The organism is Paenibacillus pabuli, from assembly GCF_039831995.1.
Taxonomy (GTDB): Bacteria; Bacillota; Bacilli; order Paenibacillales; family Paenibacillaceae; genus Paenibacillus; species Paenibacillus pabuli_C.
On the sequence record NZ_JBDOIO010000003.1, the window covers coordinates 2,359,370 to 2,385,630 of the forward strand.

At 48.8% G+C, this 26,261-nt stretch carries 20 protein-coding genes; 4 read left to right on the forward strand and 16 right to left on the reverse strand.

All coding sequences use genetic code 11. The annotated features are described in order from the left end of the window. Window positions 1-17: 17 nt before the first annotated feature. The 9 genes from ABGV42_RS12605 to ABGV42_RS12645 all read right to left on the reverse strand — a co-directional run bounded on the left by ABGV42_RS12605 (window position 18) and on the right by ABGV42_RS12645 (window position 12,918). The gene (locus ABGV42_RS12605) at window positions 18-1,028 is read right to left on the reverse strand and encodes a carbohydrate ABC transporter permease (RefSeq protein ID WP_347381945.1); all 1,011 of its coding nucleotides are present in this window, start codon (window positions 1,026-1,028) and stop codon (window positions 18-20) included. A gap of 30 nt (window positions 1,029-1,058) precedes the next feature. After that, window positions 1,059-1,958, reverse strand: coding sequence for a carbohydrate ABC transporter permease (locus tag ABGV42_RS12610; RefSeq protein WP_347381946.1), 900 nt, complete (start codon window positions 1,956-1,958; stop codon window positions 1,059-1,061). Beyond that, window positions 1,955-4,540 carry a DUF5696 domain-containing protein gene (locus ABGV42_RS12615; protein WP_347381947.1) on the reverse strand — a complete coding sequence of 862 codons (2,586 nt, stop codon included), beginning with the start codon at window positions 4,538-4,540 and terminating at the stop codon, window positions 1,955-1,957. The genes ABGV42_RS12610 and ABGV42_RS12615 overlap by 4 nt, the downstream gene beginning before the upstream one ends. A gap of 14 nt (window positions 4,541-4,554) precedes the next feature. Next, a complete protein-coding gene (locus ABGV42_RS12620) occupies window positions 4,555-5,175 on the reverse strand; it encodes a YIP1 family protein (protein ID WP_347381948.1) in 621 nt (206 codons plus the stop codon). Further along, the gene (locus ABGV42_RS12625; RefSeq protein WP_347381949.1) at window positions 5,156-6,622 is read right to left on the reverse strand and encodes an NHL repeat-containing protein; all 1,467 of its coding nucleotides are present in this window, start codon (window positions 6,620-6,622) and stop codon (window positions 5,156-5,158) included. The genes ABGV42_RS12620 and ABGV42_RS12625 overlap by 20 nt, the downstream gene beginning before the upstream one ends. 11 nt (window positions 6,623-6,633) lie before the next feature. Beyond that, window positions 6,634-7,497, reverse strand: a complete 864-nt coding sequence (locus tag ABGV42_RS12630) for a carbohydrate ABC transporter permease (RefSeq protein ID WP_017689719.1) — start codon at window positions 7,495-7,497, stop codon at window positions 6,634-6,636. A 2-nt stretch (window positions 7,498-7,499) separates the two neighbouring features. Continuing rightward, window positions 7,500-8,411 carry a carbohydrate ABC transporter permease gene (locus ABGV42_RS12635; protein ID WP_347383223.1) on the reverse strand — a complete coding sequence of 304 codons (912 nt, stop codon included), beginning with the start codon at window positions 8,409-8,411 and terminating at the stop codon, window positions 7,500-7,502. A gap of 75 nt (window positions 8,412-8,486) precedes the next feature. Further along, complete coding sequence (locus ABGV42_RS12640) at window positions 8,487-11,417, reverse strand: extracellular solute-binding protein (protein ID WP_347381950.1); 2,931 nt, start codon at window positions 11,415-11,417, stop codon at window positions 8,487-8,489. A gap of 118 nt (window positions 11,418-11,535) precedes the next feature. Next, window positions 11,536-12,918: an ABC transporter substrate-binding protein gene (locus ABGV42_RS12645; protein WP_431523616.1), complete on the reverse strand. Its 1,383-nt coding sequence runs from the start codon at window positions 12,916-12,918 to the stop codon at window positions 11,536-11,538. A gap of 518 nt (window positions 12,919-13,436) precedes the next feature. Here ABGV42_RS12645 and ABGV42_RS12650 point away from each other — a divergent pair. Continuing rightward, complete coding sequence (locus tag ABGV42_RS12650; protein ID WP_347381951.1) at window positions 13,437-14,477, forward strand: LacI family DNA-binding transcriptional regulator; 1,041 nt, start codon at window positions 13,437-13,439, stop codon at window positions 14,475-14,477. A gap of 88 nt (window positions 14,478-14,565) precedes the next feature. On the opposite strand, the gene ABGV42_RS12655 is transcribed toward ABGV42_RS12650, so the two are convergent. Then, window positions 14,566-15,744 carry a DUF4272 domain-containing protein gene (locus ABGV42_RS12655; RefSeq protein WP_347381952.1) on the reverse strand — a complete coding sequence of 393 codons (1,179 nt, stop codon included), beginning with the start codon at window positions 15,742-15,744 and terminating at the stop codon, window positions 14,566-14,568. Between the two features lie 66 nt (window positions 15,745-15,810). Beyond that, window positions 15,811-17,031 (reverse strand): RtcB family protein, encoded by a 1,221-nt coding sequence (locus tag ABGV42_RS12660; protein ID WP_347381953.1) that lies wholly within the window; start codon window positions 17,029-17,031, stop codon window positions 15,811-15,813. Window positions 17,032-17,323: 292 nt separating this feature from the next. Between ABGV42_RS12660 and ABGV42_RS12665 the strand changes: the two genes are divergently transcribed. From ABGV42_RS12665 to ABGV42_RS12675, 3 genes are read left to right on the forward strand one after another with little or no spacing between them, the layout of a single operon-like run. Then, on the forward strand, window positions 17,324-17,830 hold the full coding sequence (locus tag ABGV42_RS12665; protein ID WP_347381954.1) for a DUF6773 family protein: 507 nt from the start codon (window positions 17,324-17,326) through the stop codon (window positions 17,828-17,830). 23 nt (window positions 17,831-17,853) lie between these two features. Further along, window positions 17,854-18,057: a helix-turn-helix transcriptional regulator gene (locus tag ABGV42_RS12670; RefSeq protein WP_175399435.1), complete on the forward strand. Its 204-nt coding sequence runs from the start codon at window positions 17,854-17,856 to the stop codon at window positions 18,055-18,057. Between the two features lie 58 nt (window positions 18,058-18,115). Continuing rightward, window positions 18,116-19,555, forward strand: coding sequence for an erythromycin esterase family protein (locus ABGV42_RS12675; RefSeq protein ID WP_347381955.1), 1,440 nt, complete (start codon window positions 18,116-18,118; stop codon window positions 19,553-19,555). A gap of 70 nt (window positions 19,556-19,625) precedes the next feature. On the opposite strand, the gene ABGV42_RS12680 is transcribed toward ABGV42_RS12675, so the two are convergent. From ABGV42_RS12680 to ABGV42_RS12700, 5 genes are all read right to left on the reverse strand, one after another. Continuing rightward, a complete protein-coding gene (locus ABGV42_RS12680) occupies window positions 19,626-20,048 on the reverse strand; it encodes a hypothetical protein (RefSeq protein WP_347381956.1) in 423 nt (140 codons plus the stop codon). A 79-nt stretch (window positions 20,049-20,127) separates the two neighbouring features. Beyond that, window positions 20,128-20,565, reverse strand: a complete 438-nt coding sequence (locus ABGV42_RS12685) for a GNAT family N-acetyltransferase (protein ID WP_347381957.1) — start codon at window positions 20,563-20,565, stop codon at window positions 20,128-20,130. Window positions 20,566-20,616: 51 nt separating this feature from the next. Continuing rightward, window positions 20,617-21,042: a GNAT family N-acetyltransferase gene (locus ABGV42_RS12690; RefSeq protein ID WP_347381958.1), complete on the reverse strand. Its 426-nt coding sequence runs from the start codon at window positions 21,040-21,042 to the stop codon at window positions 20,617-20,619. Between the two features lie 167 nt (window positions 21,043-21,209). Further along, complete coding sequence (locus ABGV42_RS12695; RefSeq protein WP_347381959.1) at window positions 21,210-23,330, reverse strand: S-layer homology domain-containing protein; 2,121 nt, start codon at window positions 23,328-23,330, stop codon at window positions 21,210-21,212. A gap of 129 nt (window positions 23,331-23,459) precedes the next feature. Further along, entirely contained in the window at window positions 23,460-26,087 is a 2,628-nt protein-coding gene (locus ABGV42_RS12700; protein ID WP_347381960.1) for a LuxR C-terminal-related transcriptional regulator, read from the reverse strand. Window positions 26,088-26,261: the final 174 nt, after the last annotated feature.

Below are 26,261 nucleotides of genomic sequence, written 5' to 3' on the forward strand. Positions count from 1 at the left end.
GACTGCGCCATGCCCGCTTAACCCACAACGCCAGAACGCTCAATACTCTCCACGAAATAACGCTGTACAAACAGATACAAAATAATGAGCGGCGCAATCGCCAGCAAAATGCCTGTATCCACGATCATGGCCACATAGTTCGGATCAGCCTTCATGCCGGAATTCGAGCCAAAACCCATCAGTTGAGGAATCAACTGGTTTGCCTGAGCGGGTAATGAAGCCACCTTCAGCGAGATTAGCGGACTTTCACTCATAAATAGCGCCGAATAGAACGTATCATTGTACTGCCACACAAAGGAGAACAGAATGACCGTGATCAGCGGTGAAATGGCGTTGGGCAGCATGATCCGGGCAAATGTACGGAACCCGCCCGCACCGTCGATCAGCGCAGCTTCTTCAATCTCTTTGGGCATACCCTTGAAGAACTGGCGGAAAATATAAATGAACAGCCCTGCCTTCAGCCCTCCGGCGGTCGCTGCCGTTATCATGGAAGGCCAATAGGTGTTCAGCAGATTGACCCCCTCTCTGCCCGTAAACAGCTGAATGATGCCCAGAAAGTCGAAGCTCCGGAAATGCAGATACATCGGAACCATCAGTGTGCTTGTCGGCACCAGGATCGTGAGAATCACCAGTACAAAGAGTATATTGCTGCCTGGAAAAGTAAAGCGGGCGAATCCATATCCAGCAAGCGCACAGGATATCGCCGTCAAAAGCGTTGTTATGGTCACAAACAGCAAGGTGTTCGCCAGCAAGGGCAGGTAATCCATTACCTGTGCCGCCAGCCTGATATTATCCAGCGTAAAATGCTGGGGAATCATATAAATGGTCGGATTATAGATGTCCTGTTTATCTTTGAACGCAACCGAGATTTTAAGAAATAACGGATACAAAATAATAAATGAAATACCGATGACCAATGCATATCTAAATATGGAATACAGGAGGTCCGATGTTTTGTTTCGCACCCGCTGCAGTTGATAATTCTGCTTCGGAACCACCACCATGCGATCCGTTCCCGACACAGCCATAGTCTAGTAGCCCTCCTTTTACATGAACCGTCAGTTGTAATGCACCCGCCGTGACAGTACCCACCCAACGACGAGCAGCACAAGGCCGATCACCAGCGTGTACAGCCAGGACATCGCCGAGCTTAGTCCAAAATTCTGGGTCTTAAATGCCGTCTGATAGATGGCTTGTGTGACCGGACTTCCGGCAAATGAATCAATAATTGTATAAATGACATTCGTCAATATCAACGGACTGACCATCGGAAATGTAATTTTCCAGAAGGATTCATAGGCTGTTGCCCCTTCAATTTTGGCTACTTCGTACATGGAACCGGGTACGGACTGCAGGGCGGCGAGAAAGATCAGAATCTGAACGCCCGAGCTGCTGATGATCTCGTAAATTCGCATGATGGCTTCCACGATGTAATCCACATAGGCCATCGGCAGTCCAACATTAGCCAGCATCCGGACGATGGAAACCACATTGAACGAAGCCCCTCCGTCAGCCGTCGATTCAACAGCGCTGGCGTCGCCCATCAGATTGATCAATCCTGCGGATTCAGCTGCTGCTACCGCACTGGAGGCCAGAATAACAGGCAGGAAGAAGATCGCTCGTGCCAAGGTTCTGCCCTTGAACTTCTGGTTGAGCAGTGTCGCCGTAAACAGGCTGAAAAACAAAATCATGGGCACATTCAGCACCATGGCCCCAACCGAATCAATCAGGATCCGGTTAAAGGTGGCATCAACGAGAAGTGCATCCTTAAAATTTTTCAGACCGACAAAGTCAAGAACGTATCCTCCTGGAGCCACCGACAAATTGCTGAAGCTGAACCGGATCGATTGCAGGAGCGGTGTGGCAAAGAGGAAGATGAAGCCAATCAGCCACGGCGAGATAAACGCAAGACCGAGCAGTGCTCTTCGTGATTTCAACGATAAACGCAGGGTTCTCATCGGCTCACTCCCTCCACTGCATAGTCTGCTTCGCCAACCGTTACTCCGTCTACAGTTACCGGATCGTCATTGTAGTTTACAAGGATAGACGCACCGCCGCTGTACGTGACCCGGACCACACCTTCCTGAATTCGTTCATGCCCGCTAATCTGCTGATTCCCCAACTCTTGTAACACCTCATTCGCTTCCTTGTACAGTGCAATTGCATCGTCTATCCAGTCTTCGTATGCAGCAGCATAAGCCGAATCATAATTCGTCAACTTCAGCCTGGATGATGGTTCATGAGTCCATTGGAAATGCGGTGCTGCACCAAGCTCAAGACTTCGCAGCAGCTGCTTGCGCAGATCCTGATCTCCTGACGTATTTATGGGAGACGCTGCGTAGCTCATATATCCATGAATGACCATTTCATAAAAAGGAACTTCCTCATCGGTAATGTTGAATCGACTGGAGCCCTGGGGCACATCTACCACATGACGTGCATATCGCCATGCATAGGCGTTCGCTGATGACAGCATCATGCTCGGATATTCCTGCTGCAGCTTGCCAAGCTGCTCCTTCACAATGTTCTTGGCCGTCTCCCGGTGAATTACACGGCTATCCCGATAATCGGAGGTCAAAACCTGCCCAAGATCACGGAGTGACAAGCCGCCGAGCTCCAGTTTCACGATGTTCCCGGCAAATTCGCTGACCACATAAGGAAGCTTGGCAGCCGAGAGCAGATAATAGCTGTCCTTGCTCTGATCCATTCGGTTGAGGGCAGGACTGTAAGGATACAATTCAGCCGTCTCCTTGGTTACAAACCGGGCTGCATCGGAAGATGGCGCAAAACGCCAGTCATCATGATAGATCCGCTGGAATGCCACATCAGGGAATAGTGCACCCCCGGACTGCTGCAGCTGGGCAGACAGCTCCTGTAGCTCGGAACGACTGCCTATTTCACGGTCCAGCTTCACTTGGGTCGGCGTATGATGGCTGAACCCACCACCGAACCAACCCTGAAACCGCATCATTACGCGGCTCACACCTTCCTGCTGTAACTTTGCTGCCATTTCGCCAGCCTGTTCATACGTTGTCATCGCTAGTGTGGTCCGATAAGGCACGCCAAGAAAAGAGGCTTTTTGGTCGACTGCACCGAGCACACTCACATAAAACGGCAGCTCTGTCTGTTCTTCCAGCGGCTTCAGCACTTCCCCATCCACCAACTGCTGCTGATAAAGGCGGGCCATACCGGAATAACTGGCATCTTCCCCATGCAGGAAATGATATCGGACCTGGATATCTCCGCGAAAAGGCTCCTCACTAAGGAGTTGAATCTCCTGCATTTTCTGTGAGCTATACATCTCCAGTTCATCCTCACCCCGCAGGGAGAAGGTAGCATGGACATGGTTGTAACTGTTCTGCCTGCCTCCGATATCCGCAGATATGCTGGCCATACCGTCCCCTTTTTCAATCACGGCAAACCAGGCATGCTCCCCGTTTTTGAGGCCAAATACAGGCATATGCGCAGATTCGCTGACCTGGGGCCGACTGAGCGAATTGTCGTTAGGGTCTGCTCCGTATACACGCTGTACATATTGCTCTTCCTTGACTTTTCCGTTGTTCAAATGGATCAAACTGCCTGACCCGTCAGGCACGAACATATACCCTTCGCCTTTCGTATCCGCAGCACCGAAGTAAGCGAGCAGATCCATGCTGCGAATACGGTATTGACCGCTCTCTTCGACCTGACTCAGGGGTACGGTCACCACCAGCGAGCCCTGATCCAGCCGGTATTCCACCGGGATGACGAAGCTTGGCTTATCCGATGCGCCACCGCCTGCGACTCCGTTTTCCTGATTGTCAAAAGCAAGATCGTCTGCGGTGTAACCCGCTGTTTCAAAGGCATCCAGCATCTTGTTCAGGACAAGCTGCTTCGAGATTTGTCCATCCAGCCTTTCTAGAACATCCGGGTTGTTCTTGGTTGGATAGTAACGGGCAGAAGCATATCTTGCGGCTGTTGCATCCAGTTTCGATAGAACCTTCTCCTCCAGGCGCTGTTTGCTAATCAATCTGGGCAGTGCATCGATACCGAGTGAGGTATCTCCAAGTGTGTAGGTAATCCGGATTCCCCCGTCCACATTGGCAGCAACAAATTGTTTGTTGGCGATACTGGAGCTAAAATTCGGAAAGTTCTCCAGAGTACCCATCGCATCACGGAACGAGACGTTTAGCTGGGACGACAGGACTTCTTTCTCGTAAGCCGAAGCCAGACCATCTTGCGTGCGTTCTTTTGGATTGCTGTACCAGATCTCTCCGCCAGTCCCGTCACGCACTGCGATCTCGGTCGTCTCCTCGTTATAATAAAGCGCAAGCCCCTGGTCTTCAGCGACCAATTGCATGCCTGGCACACCCTGTGAGGTGTCCGTAAGATATGTCAGGGAATCCGTTTCAGCTGGTATGGCCTCCGTTGTCGCTTCCAGATAAGCCGTTGCTTCTACAGCGGGTACGCCCCTGTTGTTGATATACAGCAGTCCGGCTGCAATCAGGATCACAGCTGCACCACTGGCCAGCACCGTATATAATCGTTGCCTTTTGATCACGGATGCCGCCTCCTTTAGGTCCGAAAAATCAACTCGCGGTATATGTTATAACCGAATTCATATAATTGCTGCAGCATACTGAACACGAGCGCTCCGAGGAATACGATAATCCCCATTACAATGAGAGTCAGCAGCATCGTAATGATCGTTTTGATCACCGTGTACTGGTGCACCGTCATCATGCCAATGAACAGGAGCAGCAGAAACCAGAAGAACGCGATGCTATTAAACAGATAATAGAACGCAGTCTCTTCCTGCACCATGAACCGGCTGATGACAATCATCGGGGCATAGATCAGAATAATCGGAACCAGCGAGTATCCTGTCGCAAGAAAGATTTCCCTGAACTTGCCTTCCCCTTCCATCAGGGTCGTTACAGCCCAGTTGGCCGTGCACCACAGGAAGAACGGCACCGCAACCGTTACGATTTCCACGATGCTGTTGATTGTCCGCGGATCGATGTAATTGACGAGAAATCCCGCGTATTGCTTTTGCAAAGTCATCATGATGATGGTGAGCGCCAGTGCCGAAAAAGCAACAAGCATCCGGCCCCGGTTATCCGACTTGAGATCCCAGTAAGCATCGATGGGATGAAAAATGAGATGCAGCGGAAACTTAATGTAATCCTGCTTCACGGTCAATCTGCCTCCTCCGTCTCCATTTAACCGCCACCCGGGTCAGGATCAGAATGAATATTAGTGCAATGCCAGCGGTCAGGAACGTACCGAAGTGTTCCTTCATCATTTCCCGCCGATATCTTTTGAACGCCACCGAATAACTCTTGCGGTCCATGCCAAGCTCGAAGTAACCGAGAGCCTCCTCATTTTTCTTCTCCATGAGCAAGGATTTGCCGATACCGATATAAGCGATATCATAATTGGCGTTCAGCTTCAGTACTTCTTGCCAAATATGCACGGCCTCCGTATCCTCACCCTGATAATGAAGAGCAACCGCCTCATTCACGTTTGTTCCGAAGCGTGTCGGCTCATAGACCACCAGATTGCTCTTCCCCCGGTCAAGAACCAGTTGGTGATCGCCGGATTGCTCAATGGCAACGGGTGTTTTGAGCGTGCCTACCTGATTGCCTTTGCCGCCATAGATGTAGAGCAAATGACCCTCATCGTCGTAAGTGAACACCCGGTTCTGCGTCGCATCCAGCACACTGTACATTCCGTTGCCCAGCACTTTCACATCAATAAGCTTGGATGGACCCGTATTGTTGCGGAACCGAATATCCCCTTTGACGTCAAAGTAACCAAACCGCTTCAGCACATCTTCTCCGGACGGATTGAGGCGCTTGATTGGCTCATTCGAGCCGGGATCGATATTTGTTGCATAGACAAATCCTTTGTGGTCGATATCCGCATTGGAAAACTCGGTCGGTACAAACAAGACCATCTGTGCCCGCTGGGCCTTGGTGGAGAACATGCGCCAGATATATTCGCCGTAGTCCCGCTCCACCTTGTTGGTGCCGACGTATCCGATGAATTTCCCCGTCTCGTCAAACTGCATAATCCCTTCATAGACACCTTGAGCCACCACATAGACCCGTCCCACATGGTCAACCGTCAACTTCAGCGGCTGGAATTGAAAGTCGGTCGCCAGAATATCCGACTCGGGCTTCGAGATGATCTGATCTAGTTGCCCCTCAGCATCCAGAACAACGACCCGACTGTTCCCCGTATCAGCGATGTAGATCCGTTCTTCTTCATCCACAAACAGTCCACCAGGAACATTAAATGTCTCCTTGCTGCCTTCTCTCGTGAATCCGTCCACAACTCGGAGCAGCTTATAATCTGGGTCCAATACAACAATCCGGCTGTTGCCGCTATCCAAAATATAGATCTGACCGGATGGAGATACGTTCACATCCCCAGGATCCTTGAACTCCCCAATGCCCAAATCGCTGCCCGAAATCGTTCGCTGAGGCAGATAGGCGTCCGGCGATGGAACAGCTTCTCTCCAGGAGTTGTAGTTATAACTTTCATACGGCGCCGGGGAGGCCGCCGCAGGCACGGCATTCACCAGCAGCAGGGATACTGCCGCCAGGAGAACAAGCCATCTTTTCACTGTGCGTGCCATATCGTTCCCCCTCAATCCTTCATGCCCGAGCTCGCCATCGTCTCAATAATGCGGCTCTGCGAGAAAATAAACAGTGTAATCGGCACACTCATTAAAATAAGCGCCACCGCAGCACCTGCTCCTGCCCGGGATATGCCGCCTTGAATAATCTGGCCTGCAGCATAATGCAGCGTCTTGAGCTGCTCGCTGTAAATATAGCCATTGCCGTCACTGCCCCATAACATCTGAAACAGCAGGATGATCAAGGTCAGCCAGGCCGGCTTCACGTTCGGCATCACAATCGACCAGAAAATCCGGTATTCACTTGCACCATCAATCTTCGCCGCTTCCAGCAGGGCATCCGGAATCTGCTCCATAAACTGTTTCATCAGATACAGACCGAGTGAGTAGGCGAATGCCGGAATGATCACGGCCCAATATGTGTCGATCCAACCGAGCCAAGACATGATCATATAATTGGGGATGGCCGTCACCGCAGGTGTGAACATGAGCGACAGCACAACCACCTGGAACATGAACACTTTGCCGGGAAATTTATGCTTGGCAAGCGGATAGGCCGCTGCAGAAGCCAAGAGCACGTGACCTACGATACCGATGCCCGTAATAAATACGGTGTTGAAAATATATCGTGAGAATGGCACCCACGAGTCACTGAGCAGATTCAGCAAATCCGTAAAGTTGCTGAACGTTGGATTTTTGACAAACAAGGTCGGCGGAAAGGTGAAAATCTCATCCAACGGTTTGAACGCATTGTTGATCGCATAGATCAGCGGCAGTACCATGAAGGCACCAAATACGAGCAGAAGGGCAAACAGGGAGAGACTACCGGATAACGAGCGATTCACCCGCTTTTTTCCAGTCGCAATTGCAGCCATAGCTATTCTCCCACCCTTCTCAGCAATTTTTGTACCAGCAGGTTGGTGCCTACCATAATCATGAAGAGCACGGTTGCAATCGCCGAGGCGTAACCCATCTCAAATCGTGTTGTACCAAAGTCGATCAGATGAGTGACCACCGTCTCTGCCGCATAGTTCACGCTTGGGAATCCAGCCAGTGCTATGGAAACGTCCGCTACGGCAAACGAGGTCGTGAGTTGTATGACCGCGCCGAACATCAGCTGCGGCCGCATCGAAGGCAAAGTAATATACCAGAGCTCCTGCCAGCGATTTTTGATCCCGTCCACCGCGCCTGCTTCATATAACGTCCGGTCAACCGTTTGGAGCCCGGCGATGAATGCCAGAAACCCTGTCCCCAAGCTCAACCACAGCTGCACCAGGATGAGGATGGGCATGATGTAAGCCTCCGACTTCAACCACTGGATCGGCTCGAGCAGGAAGCCCCATCTGATCAATAGTCCATTGGCAATGCCGTAGCGATCGCCCGAGAAGATCATCAACCAGATAAAGTAGACATTCCCCGATATGGATGGCGCGTAGAAGATCAGCGTCATGAACGCTCTCCATTTGGGCGTCAATTCATTAATGATCCAAGCAAATACGAAGCAGGCAATATAACTGATGGGCCCGGTAATAATGGCAAACAGCAGCGTATTCTTGATGGCAATCAGGAATACGTCATCCTCCAAAAACAGTCGGGTATAGTTCTGCCAGCCAATAAAGCGCGGAAACTCCAGCATGTTGAAGTAGGTGAAGCTGAGTATGATGGAGATAACAACCGGGATCACGGTAAACATGGTGAACAGAATCATATAGGGCGCCAGCAGGACATACGAATGTTTGCTGGCTTTCATCTCCTGGAGCTTCCAGTTCCACCATGATTTCATGCCCATCCTTGAAGCTTTCTCAGGAGGACTGTTTTGACCGTCTCGGAGTGATATTTGTGACACTGTTAACCCTCCCTCTGCTTACGGAAGACCAAATTCATTACGTTTGATCCGAATCTCGTCCTGAATATACTGGGTGTAGTCCATAATGGATTCTCTGGCTTCCACTTGGCCAACAACCGTTTTGTAAAAGGCATTAAACAGATGGCGTCCGGTAAAATAACCGCCAGGCACTTCGGGGATTCCCTTCACCGTTTCGAATTGCGCCTTAAGATTGGCATAATCTTCAGCAGGCCACGGCAGCGAATCAAGCGCCTTGATGTTGGCGGTTGGATAGCGCGCAGCAGCGCCCATCAGTCCTTCCATCTCACGGCCGAATTCAGCCTGTACGGGTGTGCTGGTCCACCATTTCATGAACTCCCACGCGGCTTCCTGATCCTTGGCGCTCTCGAGCATCATGACTGCGCTGCCACCGCCGGGAACGTCCCGATTGAGTGTCCCATCCGCCTGTACCGTACCCGGGACAGGAACGAAGCCCCACAGTCCACGAATTTCCGGTGCAAATACGGACAACTGGTTATACATGGTGTAATCTGTCAGACCGATCGGCATCTGCCCTGTTCTGAAGCGGTTGGCAAAATCATATTCCCTCTCCAGCTTGTAATCGGTATAGAACTCCGTCCACTGCTTAAACGTCTCGATCCCGATACGGGAATCCAGATCGGATTCCTTGCCATCATTACGATAGAAGGATCCCCCATTCTGAAGCAGCATGGTTGCGTACTGCGAGTTGGGCGGAATGTTGACGCCCTGCATATTGGCCTGAGTCACAACCGGCATGCCGAATTCCATATGATTTTTGCTCAGAATGGCCAGCAGGCTCTCGACATCTTCCCACGTTTGAGGTACTTCAAGCCCTAACTCTGCGAGCACGTCTTTCCGGTAAAACAACATGTTAAAGGTCTGTGTTTCCGGTAGGGCATACACGCCTGAATCATAGACGTAGGGGATAATGGCACTTTCCCTGAACTCCTGTTCCACCGAGGCATAGTCAGCAAACTTGGTCAGATCTACCGCTGAATTCCGCATGGCAAAGTTTACCGGCAGATCATTGCCGATCTGCATCGCTACATCCGGTCCTTCACCAGATAACGTGGCCGGCAATAGCGTACCCATGTTGACCAGCTTCAGATTGACATTAATGCCGCTCTCCGGCGTAAAGGTCTCATCAATCATTGCCTTCATCGTATTGGCCTGGTCACGTCCACTGCCGATCCAAACCGTCACCGTACGCTGGTCATCCGATGTGGCAACATTGCCGATTTGGTTATAGTCAATGAAGAACGAATGATAGAACGTCTTGGCCTCGTGACCAATCTTCGCCAGCGCTCCCATCCCTGTATCCGGAATGCTGCGGTCGATGGATGTGACATAAAGGGCGTCAATTTCAAGCGGCTGCTCCCGTGCCTGCTGCACCCATGTTCCGAGACCACCCGTATTGGTTTTGTAAGCCGCAAGCCGTCTGGGAATGGTATCCGGCTTGTCAATCATCTCGTCCAGCTGCTGGGCCATCGTTTTGATTAACGCTTCCTGATCACTGGACTGACCGGACAGAAGGCGAAGCTGTGCTGCCACGTCCTTGAGTCGTTTACTCTCTCCGGCGAATACCTCCAGCAGGTTCGGGATCTGCTTTTCCACCCGGTAATCCCGGAATTCATCCGGTTTGGTGCCTGTAATCATCAGAATTCGCCGGTACATGGAATTCAGGTTGTATAGGCTATCCTCTACATTGCGAATAAGTGGGGCGAAGTCACCAAGGCTGTTCTCCAGCCGTATGACATGTTTGCCTTTTTCCAGTTGAAACTTGTAGGGATCCTTCCCGCCCATCACATCCACACGATAGTCGCTTTGGTAACGGAAAGGTGCTTTCGCCATCTCGGCAAATGGGACCTCACCATCAATGGTCAGTTTGCGCGTGGAATAGATACCTTTGACGAAATTCTGCTGTGCAGTAAAGCCGATATGATAAAGTCCACTCTCCGGCACATCGACCTCCCACTCAATCCACTGTCCCGGCAGACGCCAGTTGTAGCCACCGATCGTATTGACCCGCACTTGGGAAGCACTATAAGGGAATACTGCCGAACTTGATCTTTCGCTGGTCGGGTACAACGTTGGTGAGGATTTGGCAATCGCCGCTTCTCCTTCAATCCGAATAAGAACATCTTTGGGCTGTCCGGAAGAATCCGTCTGCTGTGCCCCTGTGGTTTCCGCATAAGGAAGAGCATCCTTCTCGTTGAAGAGTCGCAAGGATCGAATGACCATCGGTTCACGCGTAGATTTCAGCGTTAGAGTGTGTTCCCCTTTTTCAAGATAAAACTTGAATGGAGCCTGTTCGTACCCATCCGAATCCTGGAACGTCTCTTCCATCCATCGGGGTTTCTCCACCTGTTTCGGACGGAGGTCATTCCCCTGATTATCCTGCTCAGCGGCTTCTTTCTCACTGCCCCATACCCGGTCAAACTGCAAATAGGCGGCTTCCGCAAATGGAAGTTCACCGTCAATGTACAGCGCACGCTCAATCGCGGAACTTTTGCCTTCTACGGGAAAATAAACTGCCGAGAGATTGTACATTCCGGTTTCCGGCACGTCGACAACCCAATCGACCTCTCCGGTCTCGCCGGTAAACAAGGAGACCCCTTCCTTGCCTTCATAATCCATCAATTTGTGGACCTCTTCACCCTCAGCTCGTATGTAGTCCCCCACTTCAATGGTGATATCCACCTCTGGCCGCGATGCCTCACCTGCCTGGATCAAATACTGTTCGTATCCCCTCTTCTGCCTCGTCTGCTGCAAGATCGCATCCACCTCAATAGCAGGCAGACTGCCAGGCGGAACTTCTGCACTCTCTACACCCGTACCGGAGGTGAAATACAGCATCATGATGCCGGCAGCTGCAGCTACGATTACAGTAGGCAGGATCCATTTGTTTCGTTGTAGAATTCCAGCCATTCTACGAGTCCTCCTCATCAAGGCTGATGCCAGCAATTCCCTCGTGGGAGATTCAGAAAACGGGGTTTCGTGCATGATTACAGGCACTGGAAACCCCTGTCTGAATCACTTGCTGGTGTTATTGCTTGCCAAGTTTATCAACTGCCGCTTGGGCCTGGGCCTTATATTTCTCAGCTGTCGCTGTAACGGACGCGTTGTTTTTAATGATGTCGTTCACATAATCTCCGATTGGATATCCTGTGTAGGCATCATCCAAAAGGATACGTCCCGTTCCGGCAATATGCTCGCGAATCATGGCAATGTCCTTTTCGTCGGTATAGCGGCTCTCCAGATAATCCTGACCCGGATACTCCTCAATCTGTGGGATATCATAGGTCTCTTCATAAATCTGGTAGACAATCTTAGGATCTTCTACACCTTTGGGAATGAACTTCGCAGAGGCTGCGTTGTTGGCGTACGTCACATCCTTGCTGCCCTGAGGTCCGTTCGGAATGGGAACTACACCAGCGGCGAAGGTAATATCGCCCAGCTGCCATTCAGCGGCGGTGAATAAAGCAACATCTCCATCCTTGAATGTATTGCTCTCCTCCCAGTTGGTTTTGTCGCCCGTCTTGACCTTCACGACATTCTCCACGTTATACAGTCGTTTAACGAATTCGGCAGCCTCAATGGTTTTGGGGTCGGACAACCCTTCTTTAGAATTTTCGTCATCTACAATCGTGCCGCCATTGGCAGCGGTAAAGTGACGAAGTACGTCGATCGGCCAGCCGGAGAATCCGTACACGTCAATTTTGCCGTCGTTATCCGTATCTTTGGTTGCCTGTTTGGCCAGTTCCATGAATTTTTCCCAATTCCACTCGCCTTGGTTATAGAGCTCCTGTGGATCAGGCAGCGACATTTTCTTAAACAGGTCACGGTTATAGTGGAGACCCAGACCGATGCTGATCGGATTATCGAATGAGTAGTACTCGCCGGCGATGGCGGGATATTTCGTGATCAGGTTGGCCTCCTGGTTGATGTTGTTCTCAGCTGTGGTGAATTCGGAGAGCGGGAGCAATTGCCCTTTGAGGATGGCGGGAAGTGCGGATTTGTATTCCATCTGGACGATGTCTGCGAATGGTTCGCCAGCCAGTGCAGTCGTTGTGAATTTATTCATGTATTCTTCAAATGGGACATTTACAAACTCGATTTTCACGTTATATTTCTTCTCGACTTCAGCAATCTTATCGAGACGGGCCTTATCCGAAGCTGTCTCCCCCGCTGGCTTCAGATCCCACCAGGCAGCAACCTTAATGACACGTCCACCCAAATCGGGTACATTTGTCGCAACCTCTTCTGCCTCGCCTTCTGTCTCTGTCTCGGCGGTTGCGGTCGTATTGCCCGAATTGGCCGCCCCCCCTGAGTCTGTGCCATTTTGTGCTGTCCCACCTCCACTGCAAGCGGATACAAAAAGCATTACGGCCAATAACATCAGCGGCAGAACGTTCCATTTTCTAATCATGTTTTTTACAACCTCCCCGAATGTGTATGCCTATAATGGTCATGTCAAAACGCCAGCTCTTATCCACCTAATAAAATCAGCACACCACCACCACTTGTTATTTATTCGTTTGGTTTGAACAAACAAAATTTAACATAGCGAAATGTAAGCGTCAACATTTTATTGTTAACATTTTCTATTATATCTGCTAATATGCTGATATAATACTGAAATCCGCTTTTTATAAAGCAGATTCAAAAGAATATCTCCTTCCATGTTGATTATCTCAACATCTTCAAGTTATTTGAATTTGTTATTTTATAAACATAACAAAAGAATAATAACCAAAGACATTTTTCGAGCTTTTCTCTTACCAAACTTCATCATTCCCATTTCACGTTCAGCGTACAACGATAGAATCACTAACATTTTTCATTCTGTATCCGTTATTAGATTAGAGGAAATATATCATGATATACTGGAATCAGTTTCATGCTACATGGTCAACAATACGGCAGAACTAAGAATGTAAGGATGGTATGATGAAGACGAAGGTAACAATTCAGGAAATTGCACATTTTACGGGTCTGTCAAAATTTGCGGTTTCACGTGCGCTCTCGGGTAAATCCGGTGTGAGTGATCAGACACGTGACATTATCCTCAAGGCCGCTGGCAAACTTGGATATTTCAAAGATAATAGCTTGTTATCTGGCGATATGAACAACAGCAATGAACTTCACGACCCTCAAAACATGCGGTGGAGCGGAACGATCCTCATTTTGTTTCCCAATGTCCGTTACCAGAACCAGGAATCCGTCTACTGGGGGCCTGTCTTTAACGGGATATCATCCAGACTGAACCATAAAGGGATTAATATTCTCACCCTGACGGAGCCTTCTGCGGACCAATTATTTACCCTGCTGAACCCGGATGCCATTCGGGGCATTATTACAGTCGGTTCGATATCGACACCCATTTTGCTGGAAATCAAGCGTCTGGGAATCCCTGTCGTTATGGTGGATCATCTCGATCCGGTCTTCCACAGTGACAGCATTTTTACGGACAACTTTGCTTCCATGCGTGAAATCATGCTATATCTCCTTCGCAAGGGTTTCAAAAGCTTCCAATTTGTCGGGAATATCAGCGATGCTCACAGCTTCTATGAACGATGGATCGCGTACAGTTCTGTGCTTATGGGCAACGGTATAGAAATGAATCAGATCCCGGAGTTGTGCAGCCCAGCCGTCGATGATTTCCGCAAAACGTTTACGTCGGTGGTTCATGAGGCCAACTTGCCAGAGGTGTTTGTATGTGCTAATGACTTCTCCGCGCTCTACACCATTGAAGCACTGGAGAGCATGGGAATAACCGTCCCTGATCAATGTGTTGTCACCGGTTTTGATAATTTGTACGACAATATTCCGGTACTCGCCACAGTCAACGTAAATAAGGAATTGCTTGGTGCGCGTGCAGTGGATCAGATGTTGTGGCGCATTGTAAACCCCGAAAGTAATGTGGAGAAAAAGCTGATTATGGCTGACGTCCTCATTCGGGAGCAATATAGCCGGCATAGCGGGTAGCACGCAAATGACAAAAAATCCCCACACCAGTGTTTAACTGGCTGGGGGATTTTGAAATCATGCCTACTTATCAAGTGGGCTATGCGTATTACGTATCTGTCCGTACATCGTCCCATGCCTGATCCATATAACAAATCAGCCAATTCAATGCACGGTGGCGTTCATAAGCCACTCCACTATTCAATCCTCCGGGAGGTGTTTGGTCATTAATGCGGCTGTTAACACATACCCAGTTGTAACGGTAGATCAGGTCGGCCGCATCGAGAATTTCACTCTTGCTCCGCAGGGATGCACTCGTGAGGAAATCCTCAAAGCTGTCCTTTTGCTGCAAATGACTTACGGCCTGTCCAACATTACACAGCTCTACTGGAGCTCCCAGCTCGCCGACATAGCCAAGTGCCCACAGCATGACATGGTAGGCTTCGTATCCCCACGAAAAGGTGATGACTTCCTGCTGCTGTGCTCCATGCTGCTCGATAAACCTTTTCTCTGCCGGGGAGAAAAATGAGGCAGCGTCGTACTTGTCGATGACTTCCTGAACGAGTGCTGCCGTGTCCTCTGCACTTTCCCCCGCACCGAGACATTCACCCTTGAGTGCAGCAATACATAGAGCTACCGCTCGTTGTGCCACTTCTTCCACACTTCGGATCGTTGTATGCTCGTCTCCGGCCCTTGCGGGTAAATGCACATTGAATGGAATGCCCTGTTCCGCCAGAATGGACTCGGATTTTTCTTTGCGCCGAGTGCCGGACTCGGACGGTGGTCTAACATCATCCAGAAGACTGGTGTGCGCTGTCACTTGATAATCCTCTACCTCGGATTCTCCATGAACATCCAGCAATAGCTGTCCTTGTGCACTCAGCAGGGAGCCCCCTCCCCAGAAAATAACCGCATCCAGTCCTTGAGCAAGCTTCAATAACTCATGGAAGAACTCCTCCGATATATCCTCTTCGGTCTCAATGCCAACGACCATGTTCAGGGTCGAGCATTTGATCAGTACTTTCTCCTGCAGTGCCGGATTACGTCCTTCGATCTGACTCAGAAACCCCATCATGCCCTGGATCATCGAGATGAATTCTTCGGGGTGTGTCTGACTCGTCATGATATTGAAGCCCTTGGTTTTCTTGCTGAGCCACTTTTTGCGTATAACCTGAATATGGGTCTTGTCTTCTTTACGTACGATCTGATCCTCTGGATAGATGGATTGAATAAGTTCAAACAGCTGATCCAGGTCAAACTGGGAGCTGTATAATGCGCAGTTTCTCATGGTGTTCACCTTCTTCTTTCTACTTAGGTTAATTACACGGGTACTCCGAGGACAGAACATATTTCATTAGTCCTTATATGGATCAAATTCATTGCCACCAGCCATGGCAACGCCGACAGGGCGCAGAATATGATTGATTTTCAAGGTATCTGCATGAGCATTCAAGACGTCCTGCAGATTTTTATACACAAACGGACTTTCGTCCGTGCCTGCCCCCCTCAGCTCGACACCATACGCACGAATGGCCGCATGCATCTGTTCTTCACTGATCTCCCCGCCCATGCGGGTGCGCAGCTTGTAATTCATTTTGCCGGCAGCCTGGGTACGACTCATGGTTCGTCCAGCTCCATGCACGGTGCTGCGGTAGGATTCCGTATTCCCCTCGCTGTGAATCCCCTCGACAATCACGGAGATATCTCCCATGCTGCCTCCGACAAAACCAAGCTGCCCGGGTGCCAGCGGAGTTGCTCCCTTGCGGACTACCACCACATCTTCGCCCATATGCTGTTCTTTCCAAGCAAAGTTATGATGGTTATGCACCGAGTACTCCGTACTCGCTCCAAGAATACCCAGTACCTGTTCTATGACGTAATCCCGGCCTGCATAAGCGTATCGGCCTGCAAGGGTCATTCCATCCCAATACATTTCGCCCATTTCGCTGTTCAAGTCAAACAACGTTGGCGGCTGATCCATGGATTCTCCGGGTGCTTTCCCGCTGAACTCACGCCCGGCAGCCAGATTGAGGAATCCGCTCGCGACTTTATGACCGAACCCACGACTGCCGAAATGATTCGCAATCCATACTTTGCCCGTCAATTCCTCTACGAAAATATCCACAAAGTGGTTGCCGCTGCCCACAGTACCCAGCTGGTTGCGTGCGAGTGTTATCAATTTGTGCTGCAGGCCAGGTTCAATCGAATCGAACAGCTTCCAACTCGCATCATCAAACAGTTCGTGGTCAACCGGAGTTGGATTATTGCGCCCCACGCCGAACGATACGTTTGCATTGATATCATCCATAATAACGGCAATCTGATCCTTGATATCCTCCCACATGAGATTGGTGCGTACCGCCTTGTTGCCGCAGGCAATATCGTATCCAACGCCAGAAGGACTGATCATGTTACGGTAGGCGACCACACCTCCGATCGGTTGTGAGTATCCTTTGTGATGGTCAGCCATCAGCGCAACACCAAGCACATCTCCATGCTGCGAACACGTCACTGCCTGACTTACCGCATTCTCCAACGGCTCCCCCCATACTTTGATGTTATCCACGATTCTCATGTTATGTATGACCTCCAGTCTTATCAAACACTTTGTATATATTACCAAAAACTATACCCAATGGGCAGTACATTATGCCCTATTAGATAATACACATTGCTGCTCTGATGGCAGCACCTTCTAATGATCGCTGTGTGTAATCGGAACAATATCAAGTTTTCATTTTGATCTCATGCAGCCTATATCAAACAAAATGACATATATATGTTGCAAAAAGACTCAAATAATATTATCATAAGGCCCATAGGAAATATTCCCCACATTTTCAATTCCTACAAAGGAGAGGTCTATCATGAAATGGTTCAAAAAAAAGGGCAATCAGGATGAGCGTATCGTCAATCTCAAAAACAAGGTGTACAAGGAAGCTTACATATTAATTATGTATCTATGCGGCATCTCCATCTTGGTCAAAAGTTTTTTCCAATGGGAAACGTATTCCATGTTGACGGAATTGATCGTCATTCTCGCAGGAAGTATTTATTTCGGAGTTCGATCCGTCATGCTGGGCATTTATTCGGATGAAGTTGAGGTCCACGACCAGACAAGCAAAATGTCGTACAGCCAGCGAAACGTAATTACGGGTCTCATTATCGGTATTTCGATGGCCTTGTTCCTGGGCATAAGAAGCTCCGTTTTGTTTGCCGATACGGCGCATGAGAAGTGGTGGTATTTCTTCCTCGTGTTCATATTTTCACTGCTGCTTTACATTCCGCTCTTTGCGGGATTTAATGTCATCGTTCATCACTTTGCAAACAAGGCGAGTCAAAAGGCCGCAAATAAAGATCAGTGTGATTCATAGAAAGGATACAAGGGTGAATGGGCATGAAGAATATACGATTGAAAGTCGCCAGAGTAGAAAAGGATCTATCGCAGGACGATTTGGCACGGATCGTTGGTGTATCGAGGCAAACCATTGGTCTCATCGAACTGGGAAAGTACAACCCATCCCTCAGCTTATGTATTGCCATATGCAAGGCACTCTCCAGAACACTGAATGATCTGTTCTGGGACGAAGAGCAAACATGAGCCGGATGGTTCTAATACAAATCATGATGATCACACAAAGGATGAAGGAGGCATTATTTTGAGCTATTTCAGAAAACGAAAAACGGGGGCTGTACTTGCACTGACTACAGTCATACTGGCAAATTTGCTCTATCCAACCGGGCATGCAGGTGCTGCAGCATCATCCACCATGGAAACTATCCACGGACAGGTAACCCAGGTGCACTCTGCGAAAACATCGGATGAGAAAATTGCAGAATGGAACGAATGGGCTAGGGATCACGCATATCGACTGGACAGCATTCAGCCGGAGAAGACGGGTCAGGAGCCCGATTCCTTCTCGGATCTGGAGATGCTGAAACCTCTGCTCCATGATAAACGAATTGTATTCCTGGGTGAAAGCTCCCATGGGGTTGCCGAATTTAATCTGGCAAAGACCCGGCTGATCCAGTTTTTGCATCAGGAAATGGGATACAACGTTCTTGCCTTTGAGAGCGGTCTCTCCAACACATCGCTGGCTAATGCCAAGGTCAAACAGCAGCATCCCGAGCAAACGATGAAAAACTCCATCTTCGGCGTCTGGTGGTCCAAGGAAATCATGCCCTTATTCGATTATCTCAAAACAAGTACACAGACCGACCAGCCCCTGATCCTCACTGGTATCGACATGCAGCTGCAATTCCCGTTATTGGACGGTAACTGGCTGAAGGATAAAGAACTCGCCAAGCGTCTCGCACAAACGGAACAAAAGCTCTCCAATTTCTCTGCCGGAACGGACCTGAAAGCCTATCACGCTGAGAAAAATGAAATCATCAAGGTATATAAAGACGTCCTTCGATCCCTGAAATCCGAATCGAACCAGGCCTATCTGCAAAAAGAATACCCGGATCAACCGAAACTTTCCATGCTGCTGGAGCGCAGCCTCAGTGATCGAATTCGTGTAGCGAGGGAATATGTCGATCTTTCAATCCGCGCAATGACTGACATGAATGAAGGCAAGTATGAGACGTTTATGGATTCCATGGAGTGGCGTGATCAGGCGATGCACGACAATCTCATGTGGCTTGCAACCGAAGTCTATCCAAACGAAAAATTTATTGTATGGGGTCATAATGATCACATCAGAAAGGCGCACAGCGAAGTCATGGGCTCGCCCTATCCCGTAACCATGATGGGAGAAAAACTTTCGGAAGAACTAAAAAAATCCAGTTATGTTCTGGGATTATATGCATCGAGTGGTCAAACGGCCGATAATGCCGGCGGACTTCATGACGTTGAGCCAGCAGAACCTGGTTCCATTGAAGGCATTATGTCTGCAACGAATACACCTTATAGCTTCCTGGATCTTCGATATCAGAACAGAGAGACAGGGAACTCCTGGATGTTCGAACCACGATTTGCATACAGCTGGGGCATGATCCCTGAGAGCTTGGTCCCGCGCGATCAGTATGACGGCATTTTAATGATCGACAACGTTCATCCACCGCAATATATCCGCTCCTCCTCATCAACCCCTTAGAATAAAACAAGGGATAATACAAAAAAAAGAGAGCTGGCAGCTCTCTTTTTCTTTACCATGTTAGCGGTTCTCACTTTTTGCTGATTATGAACTTGAACTCCCACGTCGCCGTGTTACCCGAATAACGGCCTCTGTTCTCTTTCACAACAACGGAAAGGGTCTTATTCGTCGATTTGGAGAATGAGGATACTTTGACATTAGCGCTTTTGCTTCCGATATCCGGAATCTTGTCCTGTTCCTCTGCATTCGCTTTTAATTTCAGCGTATCTGTTGATTTCAGATTTAATGTAACCGATGAACCTTCTTTCAGGTTTTTGCCGTTCACGCTTGCACCTACAGCCCATTCGTTGCCGACGGAGTTATTCTCTACCAGTTCGGCGCTGACCAGGGTCACCGTTACCTTAAGCGTTTTGGCAGCAGCATAGGATGTTGGGGAACATACGGCGAAGATCAAACTCACAATCATCAAGACATTAGCCCATTTTTTGAACACGAGAGTGCCTCCCTCAGATCCATGCTGTAATCATTTTGACTATGCCTTATTCGCCTTGCTCCTTAAGTAATCCTCCTGGTCAGTTAAAATGCTTCCGGTACCCTTGAACCTTTTCATCCTTGAATCCAAGCTTTTCATAAAAAAGATGTGCTTCCTTGCGCTGATCGCCAGATACCAGAATCATATACTCACACCCCAGATCCCTCGCAATCCGTTCAATCTGGAGCATCAGCTTCTGACCGATCCCCTGCCTCCGTACCAGATCCGATACGATTACATTCTCCACTACCATGAAGGGCTTGCATTGACCCACGAGGTCCATACATTCGATCCCCATGACAGATCCGGCCAGCTCGCCATTGTAAAATGCACCAAGCACATGATAATGACCATTCTGCTGTATGTACCGAAACATTTTTTGCATCTGCTGCTCATGAGTAGGGGTCCCCATCAACTCATTGTACAATTTGCTTAAAGCTGGCAAATCCTGAAGTTCAATTTCTTTAATTGTAATCATAGACCAATCCTCCTGAGTTCCTGTCTTGTTGTCCGTACTCTATATCTTACCCTACGTTAGATCCTTCTTAAAGTAATAATGACGATGCCCTGTTGGCGCATTCTCAATGGTAGTCATCAATCGGTATCCATGTTTCCTGTAAAAATCCGGTGCTTGGAACGAAAAGGTATTCAGCATGATAAAATCACAGCATTTCTCACGCGCAATGCGTTCGACTTCATGTATTAATCGGGAACCATGACCTTGGTGTCTCTGCTCCTCATCTAGCCAGAGGATATCAAGCTCCAGCCAGTTCCAGCACAGTGTGCTGAGGACGCCGGCAACGATATCCCCTGCCTCGTTTTTGATATTAAAATTCAATTCCTCATACCGATGCTTCAGATCCTCGCTCAGATGAGCCGCATTATATGCAATCAATTGATTACGTACATAGGCTGAATCTTCCGCATTACTTAAATTCAACGTACCTTGGGACATCCTTATTCTCCTCCCTGTCATTCCCGCCATTATAAGCTTAATCATTCCTATGCATTTCTTGAATATTCTAACATTATTGAACTGCTTGCAACATAAAAAACGCACCTCCAGAGGAGATGCGCTACATCTGTTATTATTCGGTTGCTTGAATTAAAAAGCCGCTAATATTAGAGCAATTCTTCTCTCGTTTTAAGCATGACCTCTACGTATCCTGTGTCCATCTTGCCCAGCACGTCTCTAGCCTGCACGTAGATCCGAATCGGGGTCTCACTTGATGCAAGAGCTTTGACATACAGCTTCTGTCCTTCGATTCTCACTTCAGCCAGCTGCGGATCAGGCGATTCTGCTGTGAGCACCAGTGTTGAGCGCTCATCATCTTCATCTTCAAACATGTACCCCAGATCAATCTCTGTCTCTTCATCACCGACATAAATCGTGTTCCCTGCTGGTGCCTCCACCAGAACTGGGGCAGCATCATCAAAATCGTACATCGGTAAACGTCCAAGCAGTCCCAGATGCATAGTCAAGTCAGGCTCGTCTCTGAGCAAAATGGAATTGTAACGGATATTTAAGTATTGCAGTAATGGTAGGTCAGCGACTCCGGTAGGGAAATGATTCAGTTGGTTATCGCCAACGTCCAACACCTGAAGGGAACTCAGTCCACTTACGTCAAGAGAACCCATCTGATTGTAGGACAATACCAACTCCTCAAGATTCGAAAGTCCGGATACATTCACCTCTGTCAGTTGGTTGCTTGATAAATTCAGCTTCTTCAATTGCGTGAACCCTTCAGCATTCACCTCACTGATGTTGTTGCCGGATAGGTCAATCTCCGTAACGTTCATGCCTTTGAAAATCTCATATCCCGACAGATCAGAGATCCCTGCATCTCGTGCATACAGTCCTCCATCCGTCTGTACCAGTGCATCCACCAGTTCCTGTTTGGTCAACGGATCACTTATATCCTTCTCAAGCCAATAGGCAATGGCTCCTGCCATATGGGGATCCGGGAATTGCCTGCTAATTGTATTCGCAAGGACCTTGATTTTGAGCTGTGCAGTAACGCTGGCCCCTTGACTATCGACAGCTTTGACTTTCAGAACCACCTCTCCTTCTGTCACTGGTGTAAACCTGATTGTCTGACCCTCTACCGTAGAAGCAACTATCGTTTCATCTCCGTCTACAATACTAAATTGCAGGGCTTCTCCATCTGGATCGCTGAAGTAAGAGGAAACCTGAAACTCCAGGGACGCATGATCCACGATAAGTTCCTGATCGGGTAACCCATCGTTGATCACCACCGGGACTTGATTCTCAGGTTCAGGGTTGGACGGGGTCTCTGGATTGGTCGGATTTGTTGGATTTGTTGGATTTGTTGGATTGGTTGGATTGGTTGGATTGCTTGGCGTTGATCCGCTGCCTCCCCCTGCACTCCCGCTTCCATTGCCGGAATTGCTTCCGGACCCATTTGTTGCGTTTCCACCAGAATTCTCTGTAATTCCACTACCTGTAGTCGTCCCCTCAACTTCCGTCACTTGCTCTGGCTTATCCGAATCAGGACCGGATGCAGCATCTTCCTGTTCTGATGATTCTTCAAGCGTCCTGATTGCATCGCTTCCACGCAAAGCAATCACAGCCATCTCTTGTCTTGTCGTAGGACGTTTCGGAACAAACTGGCCGTTCTCTCCCTTTAACAAACCCAATTCAACCGCTTGCTTCACGCTCTCTACAGCCCATGGACTGATGCTGGAAGCATCCTTGAACGATAACATCGAGCTCGTTCCTGCTGCTTCAGTAAATCCTCTAAAATGAATCATTCGGATCAGTGTCACTGCAAGTTGTTCCCGGGTCACCAATCCTTCCGGGCGAAATGTGCCATCAGGATACCCCTTCATGATTCCTGCAGAGCTTACCAATTCAATAAAAGCGAGGTTATCCGTCTGTGAATTCAGATCCTTGAACGCTTCGGGAGAATTCTGATTGTCGGACTCCGGATTCAAACCCGAAATGCGAACCAATGTATACGCCAGATCACCGCGTGTAAGACTCCCTCCCGGGTAAAACAATCCATCCTGCATCCCTGGAATCATCTGCTGTTCCGCGACGATCTCAATTGCCTGTCTCGCCCAAGGCGAGGCTTGCTGTAAGTCATTTACGCTCCCGGTTCCCGCAGCTGCGGCTGCTGTTCCAGGAACAGTAAGAGCGGATACAGATAATAGAACGGCCAGATAGGGTAAGATTCTGTTGTTTTTGTTTTGCGCTTTTCCTTTGGATAGACGTATTGACATTGTTAAGCTTTACCTCCCACATGACTAACCTTGCATCATCTTGAACAGCAAAGTTATTAATTGTCTTTATTGTAGGAGAGACTTCCAAGAGAAAATAGTCTACAAAACGATAGACATCATTGCGCACGTTCACAGCCAGCCTTGCTGCTCGGCAATCTGTACGGCATGCGCACGACTACTCGCCCCTAGCTTGGCAAATACACGCCTGATATGCGTATTTACCGTTCCTGCTGAAATTCCGAACTCAGCTGCAATTTGTTTGCTAGTGAGTCCTTCAGCGATGTAACCAAATACTCTTTGCTCCATAGGACTGAGTCGTACGGAGGGAATGCCACCCCGGTTTTCTTTTGCAAATGCAGATAGCAGTTCCTTTACATAGGCCAATTTAATGCCCGAATCTGGTATGGAGTGCGTACGACGCAAATGCAGATAGTGCTGCAAAAGGAGCTTGACGGGTTCGCCTTCGTTTATAAAAGAACGAATGTAACCTTCGGAACTGCCAATCGCTATAGCACGCAGCAGCGGAGCCATACATTCCTCCTGATGCCCTTGGCGTTGAAGAATCTGAGCCTCAAGCAGTCCGCATTCGACTTGTTCCGTTAACCAGTTCCGTTCTTCAGCTAGTGTACGTATGCGTTTCAGCTCATTCAAGGACCCTTCATTATCCCCTAACAGGATTTTAGCCCGCACACGTACAAGCGTGCTGAATACCTGATCACAGCTGATCTCAGGGTTAACGATTTCAACTATGGAGTCATTAATGGTAAGCTGTGCTGTCTCTATAGGTTGAATCTCGAGTTGCAACCGGTATTGATGTGCCTGAATGATCGGTTGCCAGTACTCCAGATCCTTGACAGATAACAGAACGCAGAGCTGATGCAGCAGCTTCACCCCTTCATTCGGTCTGCCTCGAGCCAGTTCAATTCTGGCTTTGAGTACGTAGGCAGGGACCAGAAGTGCAGCGACTTTGATCTGGAGTGCAATTTCAAGAGCACGATCCGCATAACGAATCGCTTCGGACAAGCGATTTTGTTCCAGCTTTATTTCAGCATAGCCTGTACCATAATATGAGGTCACATAAGAACTCTCAGCAAACCAACGATTCGTGATTGCACTGAAGCATTGTTCGCCTCGTTGCAGTGAACCGTTAACACCATGGAAGCTGCGCAGACGCATGCTTTCCCTCCGGTCATAATCCATATACTGAAACGCAATATCATCCGGATAACCCTGATCGATATACGAAATCAGATGGTCAGACAACCCTTGTAAATCCCTGTTTAGATACGCCATATATGCCCTCATCACACAAACAACCTGGAGCAAGTAACGGCTTATCTCAGGTGGCAATTGGTCCTGTAAATGCACCTGGATCATGTGCTCCAGTCCATCAAGCTCCTTCATCATCTCACCGTATGGTCGTTCACGAGCAACAAGAAATAAATACGACATATACAATTTGGGATAAGCCTTAACCACCTCTTGTGGCAGAACATCAAAATACCTTCGAAGTGTCCACCATTCCCCCATAATAAAATGTGCAAACAACTCTTCCAGCAACCGGGCCGCATCCTGCATATGCTGACCGTGAATATAATGATCCAGCGCTTCAGCTGCATATCCTTGCTGTTCGTACCACCGTGCAGCTTTGGCATGAAGTGCATTAACCTGTTCCGTTCCAGAACGAGCAAGCTCACGCCGCAAAAAGGAAGAGAACATATGATGATAACGAAACCAGTTCGCTCCCCGATCCATCGTAATAAGAAACAGATGCTCCTTCTCCAGGTGTCTGAGCAATTGCGGAGCTTCCCCCATATCGGTCAATGCTCTGCATAGATCGCCATTCATCCGCTGAACGATAGAGGTGCTTAGTAAGAAATGCTGCAATTCCCGGGATTGCCGATGGAACACTTCCTCCAGCAAAAATTCGGAAACTGAACGATCACCGTAGTGATGCGGATCATCCTGAGAAGATGGAGCCAGTGGATTGGCACTTTGCGCTCTTACTACTTCGGTGCTATCGGTACAGGACAGAGCCAGCAGCTTAAGCCCGGCCACCCAGCCTTCCGTCTGCTGCACCCAGTCATGTACATGGGAACGGGTAACGTTGAGCTTCATGGCATCCTGACAGAACTCTACTCCTTCTTCTGCGGTGAATGCCAGATCCTGAAGCATAATCTGCCTGAGTTCCCCGCGAAGTTTCAGCTTCTCCAGCTTCAACGGAGGGGACGTCCGACTCGACAATACGAGATGTGTGGATACAGGTATATTTTCAATAAAATACTCCATTTGTTCATGAATCACTGGTTGGGTTACAGCATGGTAATCATCCAAAATAAGTAATATCGGCTTATCTGCCAAAGCAAGGTGATTCATTAACAACACCAGTGCTGATCGCGCATCCATGCTGTAGCCTCGCAAAAAATGCGACAGGATCTCACGACAGAAACCCGGTTTAACTCGGTCCAGTGCATGAATAACATACAACCAAAATTGAAGCGGATCCTGATCTTTGTCATCCAGACAAACACAGGCTGCTTGTTCGTGCTGCACCCAATTGCCTAACAGTGTGGATTTCCCGGAGCCCGCCGGAGCAGTCAGCAGCGTGACTTTAAACTTGTATAATTGTTCTCTGGTTGAACTGAGCCTTGGACGATCCAATGTATCTGGAGGCAAGGGAGGCAGTTCCAGTTTGGTCGTTAATATCATGAATTGAATCCAGTTTTCATCTAGACCCAAGGTATGTTCTTGATGCATTAAAATCCTCCTGAATCAGCACATTTGTGCCCTTTTCCAATATGTTTCATGTGGTTTTAACTACTACTATCAAGTATACTCGGGAACGCTGCTGAGACCCTATACTTTTTTGAGTGCTGCTTGCATCACAAAGAAACGGAACCTGCATTTTTCATGCAGGTTCCGTTTCTTGCA